General features: G+C 71.7%; 12 protein-coding genes. 4 read left to right on the top strand and 8 right to left on the bottom strand.

Translation table 11 applies throughout. The features are described 5' to 3' along the window. Positions 1-12 precede the first annotated feature (12 nt). The 4 genes from nuoL (at position 13) to recQ (ending at position 7395) form a co-directional block, all read left to right on the top strand. Positions 13-1977, top strand: coding sequence for an NADH-quinone oxidoreductase subunit L (nuoL, locus tag OG542_RS16420; RefSeq protein ID WP_328411653.1), 1965 nt, complete (start codon positions 13-15; stop codon positions 1975-1977). A 5-nt stretch (positions 1978-1982) separates the two neighbouring features. Beyond that, entirely contained in the window at positions 1983-3554 is a 1572-nt protein-coding gene (locus OG542_RS16415; protein WP_328342280.1) for an NADH-quinone oxidoreductase subunit M, read from the top strand. After that, a complete protein-coding gene (nuoN, locus tag OG542_RS16410) occupies positions 3551-5200 on the top strand; it encodes an NADH-quinone oxidoreductase subunit NuoN (protein WP_311127237.1) in 1650 nt (549 codons plus the stop codon). Before OG542_RS16415 ends, nuoN begins: the two co-directional genes overlap by 4 nt. A gap of 176 nt (positions 5201-5376) precedes the next feature. Next, entirely contained in the window at positions 5377-7395 is a 2019-nt protein-coding gene (gene recQ / locus OG542_RS16405) for a DNA helicase RecQ (RefSeq protein ID WP_328417946.1), read from the top strand. Positions 7396-7462: 67 nt separating this feature from the next. Here recQ and OG542_RS16400 read toward each other — a convergent pair whose 3' ends face one another. The 8 genes from OG542_RS16400 to fahA form a co-directional block, all read right to left on the bottom strand. After that, on the bottom strand, positions 7463-10279 hold the full coding sequence (locus tag OG542_RS16400; protein ID WP_328411650.1) for a fumarate reductase/succinate dehydrogenase flavoprotein subunit: 2817 nt from the start codon (positions 10277-10279) through the stop codon (positions 7463-7465). 11 nt (positions 10280-10290) lie between these two features. Further along, positions 10291-11130: an ABC transporter ATP-binding protein gene (locus OG542_RS16395; protein ID WP_328411648.1), complete on the bottom strand. Its 840-nt coding sequence runs from the start codon at positions 11128-11130 to the stop codon at positions 10291-10293. After that, positions 11114-11992 (bottom strand): ABC transporter permease, encoded by an 879-nt coding sequence (locus OG542_RS16390; protein WP_328411646.1) that lies wholly within the window; start codon positions 11990-11992, stop codon positions 11114-11116. The genes OG542_RS16395 and OG542_RS16390 overlap by 17 nt, the downstream gene beginning before the upstream one ends. Continuing rightward, positions 11989-13335, bottom strand: coding sequence for an ABC transporter substrate-binding protein (locus tag OG542_RS16385; protein WP_328417944.1), 1347 nt, complete (start codon positions 13333-13335; stop codon positions 11989-11991). The genes OG542_RS16390 and OG542_RS16385 overlap by 4 nt, the downstream gene beginning before the upstream one ends. Before the next feature lie 45 nt (positions 13336-13380). Next, positions 13381-13608 (bottom strand): 4Fe-4S dicluster domain-containing protein, encoded by a 228-nt coding sequence (locus tag OG542_RS16380; protein ID WP_010986276.1) that lies wholly within the window; start codon positions 13606-13608, stop codon positions 13381-13383. Between the two features lie 33 nt (positions 13609-13641). After that, positions 13642-14442, bottom strand: a complete 801-nt coding sequence (locus tag OG542_RS16375) for a GntR family transcriptional regulator (protein WP_385867165.1) — start codon at positions 14440-14442, stop codon at positions 13642-13644. A 198-nt stretch (positions 14443-14640) separates the two neighbouring features. Beyond that, entirely contained in the window at positions 14641-15579 is a 939-nt protein-coding gene (locus OG542_RS16370) for a M56 family metallopeptidase (RefSeq protein ID WP_328417942.1), read from the bottom strand. A 254-nt stretch (positions 15580-15833) separates the two neighbouring features. Then, entirely contained in the window at positions 15834-17051 is a 1218-nt protein-coding gene (fahA, locus tag OG542_RS16365) for a fumarylacetoacetase (protein WP_328411643.1), read from the bottom strand. Positions 17052-17190: the final 139 nt, after the last annotated feature.

Raw genomic sequence — 17190 nt, 5'->3', positions numbered from 1 at the left:
GTCGGAAGAATCGTGGAGAACCTGATTGCGCTGCTGGTGGCGGCGCCCCTGCTCGGAGCGGTGGTCCTGCTGTGCGGCGGCCGCCGGCTGGACGCCGTCGGCCACTGGATCGGCACGGCCCTCGCCGCCTCCTCCTTCGTGCTCGGCCTGGTCCTGTTCACCGACATGCTGGGCAAGGACGCGGACCACCGCGAGATTGGCCAGTTCCTGTTCAGCTGGATCCCGGTCGAGGGCTTCCAGGCGGACGTCGCCTTCCAGCTCGACCAGCTGTCGATGACGTTCGTCCTGCTGATCTCGGGCGTCGGCTCGCTGATCCACCTCTACTCCGTCGGGTACATGGAGCACGACGAGCGGCGCCGCCGCTTCTTCGGCTATCTGAACCTGTTCCTCGCGGCGATGCTGCTGCTCGTCCTCGCCGACAACTACCTGCTGCTGTACGTCGGCTGGGAGGGCGTCGGTCTCGCCTCCTACCTGCTGATCGGCTTCTGGCAGCACAAGCCCAGCGCCGCCACGGCAGCGAAGAAGGCCTTCCTGGTCAACCGCGTCGGCGACATGGGCCTGTCCATCGCGATCATGCTGATGTTCCTCTGGTTCGGCACCTTCGCCTTCGGGCCGGTGCTCGGCAGCCACGAGGAGGCCGGGCTCGCGGGTGCCGCCGGTGAGGACAAGCTGACCGCCATCGCCCTGATGCTGCTGCTCGCGGCCTGCGGCAAGTCCGCCCAGGTGCCGCTGCAGTCCTGGCTCGGGGACGCGATGGAGGGCCCGACCCCGGTCTCGGCCCTCATCCACGCCGCGACGATGGTGACGGCGGGCGTGTACCTGATCGTCCGCTCCGGAGCCGTCTTCAACGGCGCCCCGGACGCCCAGCTGGTCGTCACCGTCGTCGGTGCCGTCACGCTCCTCTTCGGTGCGATCGTCGGTTGCGCGAAGGACGACATCAAGAAGGCACTGGCCGGCTCGACCATGTCGCAGATCGGCTACATGGTGCTCGCCGCGGGCCTCGGCCCCATCGGCTACGTCTTCGCGATCATGCACCTGGTGACGCACGGCTTCTTCAAGGCGGGGCTGTTCCTCGGCGCCGGTTCGGTCATGCACGGCATGAACGACGAGGTCGACATGCGCCGCTACGGCGGACTGCGCAAGTACATGCCGATCACCTTCGTCACCTTCGGCCTCGGCTACCTGGCCATCATCGGCTTCCCGGGTCTGTCCGGCTTCTTCTCCAAGGACATGATCATCGAGTCGGCGTTCGCCAAGGGCGGCACCGAGGGCTGGATCCTCGGCGCCTGCGCCCTGCTGGGCGCGGCCATCACGGCGTACTACATGACGCGCGTGATGCTGATGACGTTCTTCGGCGAGGAGCGCTGGCGCAACGCCCCGACGCCGTCCCCGGCCGAGCCGAGCGCGGAGCCCGCCGCCGAGACCCGCGGCGAGTACACCCCGCCGCATCCGCACGAGTCGCCCAAGGTCATGACGATCCCGATGATCGTCCTGGCCGTCGGGTCGGTGTTCGGCGGCGCGTTCTTCAGCATCGGCGACCGCTTCGTGCACTGGCTGGAGCCCGTCACCGGGCACAGCCACGGCAACCCGCCGATCAGCGCCCTCACGGTCACGCTGTCCACGGTCGCCGTGATGGTCGTCGGTGTCGCCGTGGCCTGGGGGCAGTACGGCCGCCGCCCGGTCCCGGCCGTCGCCCCGCGCGGATCGCTGCTCACCCGGGCCGCCCGGCGCGACCTGCTCCAGGACGACTTCAACCACGTCGTCCTGGTCCGCGGCGGCGAACACCTCACGCGGTCCCTGGTCTACGTCGACCACACCCTGGTCGACGGCGTCGTCAACGGCACGGCGGCCTCGGTCGGCGGCCTCTCCGGGCGGATGCGAAAGCTGCAGAACGGCTTCGCCCGCTCCTACGCGGTCTCGATGTTCGGCGGTGCGGCGGTCCTGGTCGCCGTGACCCTGCTGATGAGGGCGGTCTGATACCGATGTCCTTTCCTCTGCTGACAGCGACAGCGGCGCTCCCGGCCGTCGGGGCGATCGCCACGGCCGCCGTACCGGCCGCGCAACGCACCGTCGCCAAATGGCTGGCGCTGCTCTTCTCGCTCGCCACGCTCGTCCTGGCGATCGTCGTCCTGGCGCGCTTCGACCCGGACGGCGACCGCTACCAGCTCACCGAGTCCCACTCCTGGATCGCGGACTTCGGTGTCCGCTACGAACTGGGCGTGGACGGCATCGCGGTGGCCCTGATCGCGCTCACGGCGCTGCTGATCCCGTTCATCATCCTCGCGGGCTGGCACGATGCCGACCCGCTGGAGACCGGGAGCACCCGGTGGCGGCCGACGCAGGGCTTCTTCGCCCTGATCCTGGCCGTCGAGGCGATGGTGATCATCTCCTTCGAGGCCACCGACGTCTTCCTCTTCTACATCTTCTTCGAAGCCATGCTGATCCCGATGTACTTCCTCATCGGCGGCTTCGGGGACCGTGCCCACGAGCACGGCGAGAAGGCGGCGGCGACGCAACGGTCGTACGCGGCGGTCAAGTTCCTGCTCTACAACCTGGCCGGCGGCCTGATCATGCTGGCCGCGGTGATCGGCCTGTACGTGGTCGCCGGGAACTTCTCGCTCACGGAGATCGCCGAGGCCCGGGCCAACGGCTCGCTCGACATGGCGACCAACACCGAACGGTGGCTGTTCCTGGGCTTCTTCTTCGCCTTCGCGGTGAAGGCCCCGCTGTGGCCGCTGCACACCTGGCTGCCCAACGCGATGCAGGAGTCCACCGCCCCGGTCGCCGTGCTCATCACGGCCGTCGTCGACAAGGTCGGCACCTTCGCGATGCTCCGCTTCTGCCTGCAGCTCTTCCCGGAGGCGAGCAAGTGGGCGACGCCCGCGATCCTCGTCCTCGCCCTGATCAGCATCATCTACGGGGCGCTGCTCGCGGTCGGCCAGCGCGACATCAAGCGGCTGGTGGCCTACGCGTCGATCTCCCACTTCGGCTTCATCATCATGGGCATCTTCGCGATGACGAGCCAGGGCCAGTCCGGGGCGACGCTCTACATGGTCAACCACGGCATCTCGACCGCCGCGCTGATGCTGGTGGCGGGCTTCCTGATCTCCCGGCGCGGCTCGCGGCTCATCGCCGACTACGGCGGAGTGCAGAAGGTCGCGCCGGTGCTCGCCGGCACCTTCCTGATCGGCGGCCTGGCAACCCTGTCGCTGCCCGGCCTGGCACCGTTCGTCAGTGAGTTCCTGGTCCTGGTCGGCACGTTCACGCGGTACCCGGTGGTCGGCATCATCGCCACCTTCGGCATCGTCCTGGCCGCGCTCTACACCCTCGTCCTCTACCAGCGGACGATGACCGGCCCGGTGAAACCCGAGATCGCGAAGATGCCGGACCTCAGGGTGCGTGAACTCGTGGTCGTCGCCCCGCTGGTCGTGCTGCTGATCTTCCTGGGCGTCTACCCGAAGCCCCTCACGCAGGTCATCGACCCGGCGGTCAAACAGACCATGTCCGACGTACAGCAGAAGGACCCCAAGCCCGAGGTGGAGGCGGCCAAGTGAGCGCAACAGCCGTCCACAGCCTGTGGACAACGGCGGCCGAACCGATCTCGAAGATCGACGCGCCGAAGATCGAATACGGGCAGCTCGCCCCCACCCTGATCATCGTCGGTGCGGCGATCGTCGGGATCCTGGTCGAGGCGTTCGTACCGCGCAAGTCCCGTTACTACGTCCAGATGTTCGTGTCCGTCGTCGCGATCGCGGCCGCCTTCGCGGCGGTCGTGGCCCTCGCGGCCGACGGGTACGGCACGACCAAGGCGCACATCGCGGCGATGGGCGCCATCGCGGTGGACGGACCGGCCCTCTTCCTTCAGGGCACGATCCTGCTGGCGGCCCTGGTCGGCCTGTTCACCTTCGCCGAGCGGCGCCTCGACCCGGTGGTGCACGGCAACCGCGTGGACTCCTTCGCCGCACAGGCCGCGTCCGTGCCGGGCAGCGAGAGCGAGAAGGCCGCGGTCAAGGCCGGGTTCACCACCACCGAGGTGTTCCCGCTGCTGCTGTTCGCCGTCGCCGGCATGCTGATCTTCCCGGCGGCCAACGACCTGCTGACGCTGTTCGTGGCGCTGGAGGTCTTCTCGCTCCCGCTGTACCTGCTGTGCGCGCTGGCCCGCCGCAAGCGGATGATGTCGCAGGAGGCGGCGGTCAAGTACTTCCTGCTCGGCGCCTTCGCCTCCGCGTTCACCCTGTTCGGCATCGCGCTGCTGTACGGCTACGCGGGCTCGATGTCGTACGCGACGATCGCGCAGGTCGTCGACGGCACGGTGCAGGACGTCAACCCGGCGCTCGCCGGCACCATGGGCAACGACGCGCTGCTGCTGGTCGGTGCCGCGCTGCTGGTCATGGGTCTGCTGTTCAAGGTCGGCGCGGTGCCGTTCCACATGTGGACGCCGGACGTGTACCAGGGCGCGCCGACGCCGGTGACCGGTTTCATGGCGGCGGCGACGAAGGTCGCGGCGTTCGGCGCGCTGCTGCGCGTGCTGTACGTCGTCCTGCCGGGCCTGCGCTGGGACTGGCGCCCGGTCATGTGGGCCGTGGCGATCATCACCATGCTGGGCGGTGCGATCGTCGCGATCACGCAGACCGACATCAAGAGGCTGCTGGCGTACTCCTCGATCGCGCACGCCGGGTTCATCCTCGCGGGTGTCATCGCGACCACGCCGGACGGTGTGTCGTCGGTGCTGTTCTACCTGGCGGCGTACTCGTTCGTGACGATCGGCGCCTTCGCGGTGGTCACGCTCGTGAGGGACGCGGGCGGCGAGGCGACGCACCTGTCCAAGTGGGCGGGGCTCGGCCGGCGCTCGCCGCTGGTCGCTGCCGTGTTCGCGGTGTTCCTGCTGGCCTTCGCGGGCATCCCGCTGACGTCCGGCTTCGCCGGGAAGTTCGCCGTGTTCAAGGCGGCGGCGGAGGGCGGGGCCGCCCCGCTGGTCGTGGTCGGCGTGATCTCGTCGGCGATCGCGGCGTTCTTCTACATCCGGGTCATCGTGCTGATGTTCTTCAGCGAGCCGCGGCCGGAGGGCCCGACGGTGGCCGTGCCGTCGCCGCTGACGATGACGGCGATCGGGGTGGGCGTGGCGGTCACGCTGGTGCTCGGTGTGGCGCCGCAGTACTTCCTGGACCTGGCGGGTCAGGCGGGGGTGTTCGTGCGCTGACCGTGCGCTTGCCGGTGGGCGGCGGCCCGGCGTCCCTTCTCGGGGTGCCGGGCCGTCGGCCTTGAAGGCGGCCTTGAAGGGGGTGGTCGCCCAGCCTGTGGATAACTTCGGGGCTGTCGGTGGCGACCCCTATCGTGGGGGCAGTGGTCGAGGGACGACGTACGGGGGACAGGACGATGGGCGGGACGGGCGGTATCGCTGAGATGTCAGTGACGCAGAGCGAGGCGCTGGCCACGCTGCACCGGGTCTTCGGGTACGAGGCATTCCGGGGTGAGCAGGAAGCGGTCATCGAGCACGTGGTCGCGGGCGGTGACTCCGTCGTGCTCATGCCGACCGGCGCCGGCAAGTCCCTGTGCTACCAGGTCCCGGCCCTGGTCAGGCCCGGCACGGGGGTCGTCGTCTCCCCGCTCATCGCCCTGATGCAGGACCAGGTGGACGCGCTGCGGGCGCTGGGCGTGCGGGCCGGGTTCATGAACTCCACGCAGGACTTCGACGAGCGGCGGCTGGTGGAGGCCGAGTTCCTCGCCGGCGAGCTGGACCTGCTGTACCTGGCGCCGGAGCGGCTGCGGCTGGAGAACACGCTCGATCTGCTCTCGCGCGGCAAGATCTCCGTGTTCGCGATCGACGAGGCGCACTGCGTCTCCCAGTGGGGCCACGACTTCCGGCCCGACTACCTGACGCTGTCGCTGCTCGGCGAGCGCTGGCCGGACGTGCCGCGGATCGCGCTCACCGCGACGGCCACGCACGCCACGCACCAGGAGATCACCGAGCGGCTGAACATGCCGGCGGCCCGCCACTTCGTGGCGAGCTTCGACCGGCCCAACATCCAGTACCGGGTCGTGCCGAAGGCGGACCCGAAGAAACAGCTGCTGAGCTTCCTGCGCGAGGAGCACGCGGGCGACGCGGGAATCGTCTACTGCCTGTCGCGCAACTCCGTCGACAAGACCGCCGAGTTCCTGAGCCGCAACGGCGTCGAGGCGGTGCCCTACCACGCGGGCCTGGACGCGGGCACGCGCGCGGCCCACCAGTCCCGCTTCCTGCGGGAGGACGGCCTGGTCGTGGTGGCGACCATCGCCTTCGGCATGGGCATCGACAAGCCGGACGTCCGCTTCGTCGCCCACCTCGATCTGCCCAAGTCGGTCGAGGGCTACTACCAGGAGACCGGCCGGGCCGGCCGTGACGGACTGCCGTCGACGGCCTGGATGGCGTACGGGCTCAACGACGTCATTCAGCAGCGCAAGCTGATCCAGTCCGGCGAGGGCGACGAGGCCTTCCGGCGGCGGGCCCAGGCCCATCTGGACTCGATGCTGGCGCTGTGCGAGACCGTCCAGTGCCGCCGGGGCCAGCTGCTCGCCTACTTCGGCCAGGACCCGGACCCGGCCGGCTGCGGCAACTGCGACACCTGCCTCACCCCGCCGGAGACCTGGGACGGCACGGTCGCGGCACAGAAGGTGCTGTCGACGGTGGTACGGCTGCAGCGCGAGCGCGGCCAGAAGTTCGGCGCGGTGCAGATCGTCGACATCCTGCTGGGGAAGCGGACCGGCAAGGTGATCCAGTTCGACCACGACCAGCTGTCGGTGTTCGGCATCGGCGAGGAGCTGGCCGAGGCCGAATGGCGGGGTGTCATCCGGCAGCTGCTGGCCCAGGGACTGCTCGCCGTGGAGGGCGAGTACGGCACGCTGGTGCTGACCGAGGGCAGTGGGACGGTGCTGCGGCGGGAGCAGGAGGTGCCGCTGCGCAAGGAGCCGAAGAAGCCGGTGACGTCCCGGTCGGGGTCCTCGGCGTCCTCGGGCTCCGGACGGGGCGAGCGCAAGGGCAGGGCGGCTGCCGCCGAGCTGCCCGAGGAGCTGATGCCGGCCTTCGAGGCACTGCGGGCCTGGCGGGCCGAGCAGGCACGCGAACAGGGCGTACCGGCCTACGTCATCTTCCATGACGCCACGCTGCGGGAGATCGCCACGGTCTGGCCGGCATCGGTGGCCGAGCTCGGTGGGATCGGCGGAGTGGGCGAGAAGAAGCTCGCGACATACGGGGAGGGCGTGCTGGAGGTCCTCACCTCTCTGGGCGGCCCGCCCGGCTCGGCTCCGGCTGCGGTGTCCGGCCAGGCCCCGGGACACGCCCCCGGCCCCGGTCAGGACCCGGGTGGACCGGACGACTGGCCGGAGATGGCCGAGGAGCCGGAGCCCGACTGGATATAAGGCCGGGCTCCGGCAGGGGCAGGGCACCAGCAGGGCACAGGCAGAGCCGAGCGTCAGCCGACGGCGGTCACATCGCCCGTGCCGCGTACGCCCTGACATCCGCGTCGGAGTCCGTCGTCGCCGTGGCGAGGGCCGCGCGGGCCTCCTCGGCGGTGCGGTGCCGCGTCAGTGCCAGGACGGCGGCCTTGCGGACATCGGCGTTGGCATCCGCGAGGGCCTTGGCGAGGGCGGGGACCGCCACCTCCGGGTCGGCGACGGACAGGGCCGTGGCGGCACCGCCCCGCACCTGCCAGGCCGACTCGGACAGGGCGGCCACGGCACGCGTGGTGAGGGACGCCGGGCAGCCGGTGGTGCCCAGTGCCCCGTAGGCCGCCGCACGCACCAGGGCGTCCGGGTCGTCGAGGAGGCCCGTGAGGGCCGTTTCGATCGAGGCGGCGGCGGAATCGGAGTCGGCCGGAAGGTCACCGGACAGTCGCTCGGCACCCACCGTGGCCAGCCCTTTGGCGATCGCTACCCGGACCTCGCGGGACGGGTCGGCGACCGCCGCGCGGGCCAGTTCCTCGGCGGCGTCGACCGACACCAGCGCGCGTACGGCCTCGATACGGACGGCGATGTCGGCGTCGGCCGCGGGGCCCGCGAACAGGACGGCGTCCCCGAGGCGCAGGGCACGCAGGACGTCCAGCGCGGCGGCGCGGACCACCGGGTCGGGCTCGGCCAGGGCGGCGGCGAGGCCGTCGCGCAGGTCGGGCTCGGGCGGGAGCGTCTCGACGAGCTCCCGCAGTGACGCGGCCGCGGCCGCCCGTACCTCGGCGGCGGTGTCGCGCAGGGCGGAGGCGAGGGCGCGGCCTGTTCCGGGCGGCAGCGTCTCGGTGAGCACGGCGACCGCCTCGCGCCGGACGGCGGACGCGGGGTCGGCCAGGTAGGGCTGGAGTGCGTCGAGTTCGGGTTCCTCATCGGCCAGGGCGACGAGTTCGAGGAGGCGGGCGGAGGACCGCTCGGGGGCGGGAGCGGGGGACGAGGACGGCGCGGTCTGCGGCTGCTCAGCTTCGGCCGCCCCCACCTGGGCAGCCACCGGAGCCACATCCCGGGGCCCGGCCATCGCCACGTCCTCGGCGTGGACCTCGCCGATCAGACGGGACGGGCCGCCGACGGGGGTGAAGCCCTCGACCGGAACGAGATAGGGAGCCACGGGACGGGCCGTGAACTCCATCGCACCAGAGGGGGACTTGTGCAGATCGAGGTGGTGGAACCAGGACGCGTCGTCGCGCTGGGGGTGGTCGAGTCGGTCGTGGTAGAGGCCCCAGCGGGACTCCGTGCGGGCCAGGGAGGACCGGGCGGCCATCTCCGCGCAGTCGCGGATGAAGGTGACCTCCGCGCAGCGCATCAGTTCGTGCGCGGTGTGGGCGCCCATCTCGGCGATGTCGGCGTGCATCCGCTCGAACGATTCCAGGGCCAGCGACAGCCGGGCGCCGGACTTCGGCGGGGCCACGTAGTCGTTCACGAAGCGGCGCAGCTTGTACTCGACCTGGGGCTGCGGCGGGCCGTCGGGGTTGCGCAGCGGGCGGTAGATCAGCTCGTGCGCCTCCTGGAGCTGCCGCTCCGGCAAGTCGCCCGCGTAGGCCTGGTACTGGGAGGCGTCCGCACCCGCGAGGTCGCCGTAGACGAACGCGCCGATCATGTAGTTGTGCGGCACGCAGGCCAGGTCGCCGGCCGCGTACAGCCGGGGCACGGTCGTACGGGCGTGATCGTCGACCCGGACGCCGGAGGCGGAGTGGCCGCCGCACAGGCCGATCTCGGAGATGTGCATCTCGATGTCGTGGGTGCGGTAGTCGTGGCCGCGGCCGGAGTGGAAGGTGCCGCGGGTCGGGCGTTCGGTCGAGTGGAGGATCGTCTCCAGGGCCGAGACCGACTCCTCGGGGAGGTGGCTCAGCTTCAGATAGACCGGGCCCCGGTCGGACGCGACCTCCGCCGCGAACTCGGCCATCATCTGGCCCGACCAGTAGTCGGAGTCGACGAAGCGCTCGCCGTGCCGGTTGACCTGGTAGCCGCCGAAGGGGTTGGCGACATAGGCGCAGGCCGGGCCGTTGTAGTCCTTGATCAGCGGGTTGATCTGGAAACACTCGATGCCGGTGAGTTCGGCGCCCGCGTGGTAGGCCATGGCGTAGCCGTCGCCCGCGTTGGTGGGGTTCTCGTAGGTGCCGTAGAGGTAGCCGGAGGCGGGCAGGCCGAGGCGGCCGCAGGCGCCGGTGGCGAGGATCACCGCGCCCGCACGGACCTGGACGAACTGCCCCGTGCGGGTGTTGAAGCCCGCCGCGCCGACGGCGCGCCCCTCGACCGTGAGGACACGCACCGGCATCACCCGGTTCTCGATGCGGATCCTCTCCCGCATCTCGCGGCGCCGCAGCTGCCGGTACAGGACCTTCTTGACGTCCTTGCCCTCCGGCATGGGCAGCACGTAGGAGCCGGAGCGGTGGACCTGGCGGACCGCGTAGTCGCCGTGCTCGTCCTTCTCGAACTTCACACCGTACGACTCCAGCCGCTGCACCATGCCGAAGCCGCGGGTGGCGGTCTGGCGGACGGTGGACTGGTCGACGATGCCGTCGTTGGCGCGGGTGATCTCCGCGACGTAGTCGTCGGGTTCGGCGCGGCCCGGGATGACCGCGTTGTTGACGCCGTCCATGCCCATGGCGAGTGCGCCGGAGTGGCGGACGTGGGCCTTCTCCAGCAGCAGCACGTTCGCGCCGTGCTCCGCTGCGGTCAGTGCCGCCATGGTGCCAGCGGTGCCGCCGCCGATGACGAGGACGTCGCAGGTCAGTTCCTCGGCGTCGGCGAGGGACGGGACGGCCAGGGAGGTGTCCGCAGGGGGGTTCACGGAGGTGGTCACCGGGGTGCCTTTCACGTACCGAGCGAGGTGAGAACGTCGCGCCGCAGGGCCACGCGCGCCGGGTGGTCGTGCGCGCCCCGGTCACGCGGGCGGGGCACGTCCCGTACTGTGACGAGGCCGCCCGCGCCGAGCAGTGCGACACGGTCGCCGAGGAAGAGGGCCTCGTCCACGTCGTGGGTGACGAAGACGACGGTCGCGCCCGTGCCGTGCAGCACCTCCACCAGCAGGTCCTGCATGCCCGCCCGGGTCTGGGCGTCGAGCGCGCCGAACGGCTCGTCCATCAGGACGGCCCGCGGGCGGGCGGCCAGGGCGCGGGCCAGCTGGACGCGCTGGCGCTGCCCGCCGGAGACCCGGTGCGGCAACTGCCGTGCCTGTGTGCCGAGTCCGACCCGCTCCAGCCAGGCCTGGGCCTGTTCCCGGCGCTCGGAGCGGGGCACACCGCGGATGGCGAGGGGCAGTTCGACGTTGGCGCGCAGGGTGCGCCAGGGGAGCAGGGCGTCCTCCTGGAAGACCAGGGCGCGGTCGGCCGCGGGGCCGGTCAGCGGGTGTCCGTCCTGGGTGATCTCACCGGCGAGCGGCGACAGCAGGCCGGCCAGGGTGCGCAGGAGCGTCGACTTGCCGCAGCCGGACGGGCCGACGACGGTGAGGATCTCGCCGGGGGCGATGTCCAGGTCGACGTCGTCCAGGGCGGGTGCGCCGGGGCGGCCGAGGGAGGTGCCGGCCAGGGTGAGCCGTGTGCCGCGCACCGGCGGGCCCGCGACGGCCTCGGACGAGGCGCTCGGGGCGGACTCCTTCGATGCGCTCACGCCGGTCTCGGGCGAGGTGCCGACGGTCTCAGACGAGGTGCTCATCGCGTGCCTCCTCGGATACGGGTCCGCCGGGTGCGGTGGCGGGGGCGGCCGGCACGGGCTTCACGGACCGGGCGGGCCGGGGCGGCCGGGCGCCGGGGACGTAGGCGGTGCGGGGCAGCCAGCGGGTGAGGCGGCGGCCCAGCAGTTCCACGGCGGTGGAGGTGAGCCAGCCGAGCACGCCGATGGTGACCATGCCGACGAACACGCCCGGGTAGTCGACGACGGTGTAGTCCTGCCAGGTGCGGTAGCCGACCCCGTACTGGCCGGAGATCATCTCGGCGGAGATCACGCAGATCCAGGACACGCCGATGCCGACGGACAGGCCGCCGAACACGCCGGGCAGCGCGCCCGGCAGGACGACGGAGCCGAGGATCCGCCACCGGCCGCCGCCCATGGTGCGCACCGCCTCCTCCCACATGGGCGTCAGGGCGCGCACCGCGTGCCGGGTGGAGACCAGGACCGGGAAGAAGGCGGCGGTGCAGGTGATGAAGACGATGCCCTGTTCGTTGGAGGGGAAGAGCAGGATCGCCACGGGGACGAGCGCGATGGCCGGGATCGGGCGGATCACTTCGAGCACCGGGCCGAGCAGGTCCTCGGCGAGCCGCGAGCGCGCCACGAGCACGCCGGTGGCGACGCCCAGGACGGCGGCCAGCAGGAAGCCGGTGAGGATCCGGGTGAGGCTGTCGGTCAGGTCCGTCCAGTAGTCCGGCCCGGACAGCCGGGCGGCGAAGGCCCGGGCCACGTCGGTGACCGTCGGGAACTGCGAGAAGCGCAGCCACAGGTCGACGTTCAGGCTGGTCAGCGCCTGCCACAGGCCGAGGGCGACCGCCAGCGAGGCCGCGCGGAGCACATAACGCGTCACGACGCCTGCTCCAGAGCGTCGGCGTAGGAGACGACCCGCGCCCCGCCGTGCCCGGCGACGTACGCCTGCGCGGTCTCGGGTGCGACGAAGGGCAGCAGCTTGTCGCCGTCGGCCACCCACACGGCCTTGTCGGCGAACCACAGGGTGCCGGTGGTGGTGTCGGGGACGTAGGCGGCGCGGACGGCGTCGCGGCGCCCGGCCACATAACGCAGCAGCAGGGAGGGGGAGGTGAAGGTGGTGGTCTTCGAGGCGCCCTTGGGCCAGGCCTCGCTTACGGCCGGCGCGGGCTTCGTGGCGAGGTGCTTGGCGTACGCCGTCGGGCCGAGGGCCTTCCGCACGTACTGCTCGTCGACGAAGGCGTCGACGTCCACATCGCCGGTGAGCTTCGCCGACTTGAGGATCGAGACGTCCTTCTTCAAGGCGGAGACGAGCTGGGGCTTGATCGCCGGGTCGAAGGTGGCGATGCCGTGAGCGCCGTTGTAGAGGTAGACGACCTCGGCGGGCAGGCCGGTCGCCTTCGCGACCTTCTCGGAGGCGTCCACCGGGCGGTCGTTCAGATAGTCCGTCGCCTCCGCCTGCGCCTTCAGGAAGGCGTCCAGCACGGCGGGCCGCTCCTTGGCGAAGTCCTCGCGGGCGGTGACGCCGTGGAACGTGGGCAGATTCAGCCGGGCCCCGTCGTACAGGGCCTTCGCCTTGCCCTGGTAGGCGAGCAGGCCCGGCCAGGCGACGAACTGGGACAGCGCGTCCGCGCTGCCCGCGGTGAGGGCCGAGGCGCCGACGGAGGGCTGCTGGTTGAGCTTCTCGATGCCGCTGTTCGGGTCGATGCCGGCGCGCTGCAGGGCCCGGACGAGGGTGCCGTCGGCGGCCGAGCCGACGCTCGTGGAGACCTTCTTGCCCTTCAGGTCCTTCAGGGAGGCGAGCTTGGAACCGGGCGCGGTGACGATGGTGTTGAGGCCGCCGCGGAGGTTGTAGCCGGTGACCGAGACCAGGCGGGTGGGGCTGTTCAGCTGCTTGCCGCGGGCCGCGTTGATGAGCAGCGGGAAGTCGCCCATCGAGCCGATGTCGATCTTCCCGGCGGTCATCTGGGCGGTGATCGGCGCGCCGGTGGCGTAGTCCTGCCAGTCGACCTTGTAGGTGATGCCGTCGTGGCGGGCGTTCAGCTGCTTCTCGAAGTAGCCGAGGGAGCGGAGCAGGGTGCCCGCCGTGACGGTGTTGATCGTCCTGGACTGGTAGCCGACGGTGACGGTGACCGTGGAGCCGCTGCCGGCCTCGGCGTCACCGCCGCAGGCGCTGAGCGGGAGCAGGAGGACGACGGCGGATACCGCGACTGCGGTGCGTTTCAGTGTGGTGCGGGACGTGATGGTTCGGGACATGGCGGTTCGGGCCTCTCACCGGAGCAGATAGGGCATGTTGACCGTGACGGCTCCGGTGGGGCATCGGGCCGCGCACGGGCCGCAGTACCAGCACTCGTCGACATGCATGTACGCCTTGCCGTTGCTCTCGTCGATGGCGAGGGAGTCCAGCGGGCACATGTCCACGCAGAGCGTGCAGCCGTCGATGCACTTCGACTCGTCGATGGTCACGGGCACGTCGGCCCGCTGGGGCGCCAAGGGCATGGCTGTCTCCAGGGATCTGCGCGAGAGGGGTGGTTACCGGTACCGGTGCAGCAGGCCGCTCATGGTGATGCGGTCGCCGCGGAAGCGGATGAACTCCAGGTCGACCGGGCGGCCGTCCGCGAGGTGGGTGAGGCGTTCCAGCATGAGGACGGCGGTGCCGCGCGGGGCCTCGAGCACGGCGGCCGAGTGGGTGTCCGCGCTGACCGCTTCCAGGGTGATATCGGCGTGGCCGAGGGGCTGGCCGGTGACGGCTTCCAGGAGGCGGAAGACGTCGGTGTTCTCCAGGTCGGCGCCGAGCAGTTCGGTGCCGATGTCGAGAGGGACGTAGGTGAGGTCGAGGGACAGGGGAAGGCCGTTCAGACGGCGCAGGCGTTCGATGTAGAGGACGTCGGTGCCGGGCGCGAGGTGGAGGCGCTCGGCGACCGGCGCGGGTGCCGGGGCGGGGCCCATGGTGCGGACCTCGTTGGTGACCCGGCCGTGTTCGCGGAGGGTTTCCGCGAGGCCCATCAGGCGGTCGAGACCGTGGGGGTACTTGTGGGCCACGACCACGGTGCCGACGCCGGGCCGGCGTTCCACGAGGCCCTCGGCCCGCAGCAGGTCGAGTGCCTCACGGACCGTGTTGCGGCCGGCGCCGTAGTCGGTGGCGAGGGTCGACTCGTGGGGGAGGGTGCCGCCGGGGAAGGCGCCGGTGAGCAACTGCTGGCGGAGCAGGTCCGCCAGTTGCCTGGCCCGGTCGGCGCGCAGCCGTCGCCGCGCGCGGTGGGCGGCGACGGTGGTCGCGGCTCCCGGTCCGGCGTGGTCTCGGCTGCGGTCGATGGGCATGGCTCGGACCATACCTATCCGATAGGAAAAGTAGTGTTGCGGGAGTGTTGCGCCACCGGGAATGTGACCGGTTCGACGGTTGAGCTGCGGTTTCGGCGGGCCTGCGGGGAGATCCGCCACCACGGCTACGACCGGTCCGTGGCGAGATCTGCCACCACGGCCGCCGCCGTTCCACGGCCGGATCCGCCCCCTTGGCCCCGGCCGGTACGGCTACGACAGCGCCGTCAGGCCCGGGGCGAACGCGATCAGCAGGGGCAGCAGCGGTACCAGCGCGGCCGTGGTGGTGGTCAGGGCCCGGTGCCTGCGGCCCAGCCGGGGCGGCGGTTCCAGGAGCCGGTCGACCCGTTCGCCCAGCAGGCGGTGGCTGGAGGCGCAGGACAGGACGCCGCGGTGCTGGTTGAGCTCGATCAGGGCCAGTGCGGTGGTCAGGTGGCCGCAGCGGCGGGAGGCGGTGTCGTCGGCGGCCAGTTCGACCAGGCGGTGGGTCTGGTCGCAGAAGTGGGCGAACAGCGGGATGCGGGGGAAACCGGTGGCCAGGGCCGTGGACAGATGCAGCAGCCAGTCGTGGCGGGCGCGGGCGTGGCCGCGCTCGTGGGTGAGGACGGCGTCGAGTTGGTGGCCGGTGAGACGGTGCAGGGCGCCCGTGGTGACGATCAGCTGGGACGGACTGCCGGGCATCCACCAGGCGTCGGGGTACTCGTCCTCGAGGACCAGCAGGGGACCGCGGGCGGCGGGCAGGCCGGCCGGCAGATCGGGGGCGCGTTCGCGCACTTGGGCGCGGGCCCGGGCGCGGCGCCGGCGTGCCTCGACGAGTTCGCGCGCGAGCATCGCGGTCGTCCAGGCGGCGCCGCAGGCCAGCAGCAGAGTAAGGGTGGCGGCCCATGGCGGGGCGGTGGAGAGGTCGTACGCCGCGGTCACGGCCGGCGGCGCCGGGGCGAAGAGCTGGGCGCGGACCGTGCCGAACACGGCGGCGGCGCCCAGGGCGAGAGCCGTCACGCAGCACAGCAGGACGGTGGCGACCAGGCACTGCCACACCCACAGCGCGACCACCGGTTCCCGCTCGGGCCACGCGGACCGGGTCAGCGCCCGGGGCACGGGCACGGCGGCCGTCACGGCGACAACGCTCAGCAGGAGCAGGCAGACGGTCATTGCCACGGGCTCCGGTTCCTGGTCGGAAGAGGGGCGGCTACGGGTGGTGCGGGGGAGAGCGGCTGCTGTGCGCACGGGTGTCACGGCCGACGTGCTCGCCGAACGGGCCGTGTACCGCGCGCGGGCGGACACACCGCCCGACGCCCAGTATGACGGGCCGGGCGGTGTGAGTCAGGGGGCGAACGCCATCGGAAGAGCCGGGAGGGGCGACTGTCGGCCAGATCCGGGTCGCCCGGGGCGTCGCCCGGGAGGGCTCACTGCGCTCCCGGTGCCACCCGGCCCGTCACCTCGCCGAGCCCCACCCGCACGCCGTCCGGCCCCGGGGCCCAGGCCGAGAGGGTCACCACGTCACCGTCCTCCAGGAACGTCCGCTTGCCGTCGGGGAGTTCGAGGGCGTCGCGGCCGTTCCAGGTCAGCTCCAGCAGGGAGCCGCGCTCCCGGTCCGCCGGGCCGCTGACCGTGCCCGAGCCGTACAGGTCGCCGGTGCGCAGGGAGGCGCCGTTCACCGTCATATGGGCCAGTTGCTGGGCGGCCGTCCAGTACATGGTGGAGAAGGGCGGCTCGGAGACGACGTGGCCGTTGACGGCGACGGTGATCCGCAGGTCGTAGCCGCCGGGCTCCTCGTCGCCGTCGTCCAGGTACGGCAGCAGCTCGTGCGTCCGGGCCGGCGGCGCCACCCGGGCCTCCTCCAGGGCGTCCAGCGGGGTGATCCACGCCGACACCGACGTGGCGAAGGACTTGCCGAGGAACGGGCCGAGGGGGACGTACTCCCAGGCCTGGATGTCGCGTGCGGACCAGTCGTTGAGGAGGCAGAGGCCGAAGACGTGCTCGCGGAAGCCGTCGAGGGACACCGGCTCGCCCATCCGGGACGGCGCGCCGACCACGAAGCCGACCTCCGCCTCGATGTCCAGGCGGACGGACGGGCCGAACAGGGGAGCGGCGTCGGTGGGCGCCTTGCGCTGGCCGGAGGGGCGTACGACGTCCGTGCCGGAGACGACGACCGTGCCGGAGCGGCCGTGGTAGCCGATCGGCAGATGCTTCCAGTTGGGGGTCAGGGAGTCGGCGGCGTCGGGACGGAAGATCTGGCCGACGTTCCGGGCGTGGTTCTCGGAGGCGTAGAAGTCGACGTAGTCCGCGACCTCGAAGGGCAGGTGCAGGGTCACCGAGGACAGGGGATGGAACAGCGGTTCGACGATCTCGCGATGGGACGGCACGGTCACCCAGGCGGTCAGCGCCCGGCGCACGTCCGACCAGGCCGTGCGGCCCGCCGCCAGCAGCGGGTTGAGGGTCGGCCGGGCGAGCAGGGCGGCGTACGGGGAGCCGAGCGCGTGGGCAGCGGCACCCGCGTCCAGCACATGGTCGCCGAGCCGGACACCCACGGACCAGTGGGACGAGCCGGGGAGGGAGAACACGCCGTACGGCAGATTGTGCGGGCCGAAGGGGTCGCCCTCGGGGACATCGAAGGGGGGCATCTGGTGCTGCCTCGCTTTCGGGTGCGCCATGTCGTCGCCACGTGTTCGTGGTCGTGCCACACGTTACGGGTGGCACGCCGGTCGTGGGCAGAGTCCGAGGAGGCGGACGCGGGCGAACGGGGCAGGTGGGTGCGGGGGT

Origin of the sequence: Streptomyces violaceus (assembly GCF_036014075.1) — a bacterium.
Classification (GTDB): Bacteria; Actinomycetota; Actinomycetes; order Streptomycetales; family Streptomycetaceae; genus Streptomyces; species Streptomyces violaceus.
The sequence above is the reverse complement of the archived record's forward strand: the minus strand, read 5'-3'. Positions and strand labels throughout refer to the sequence as shown.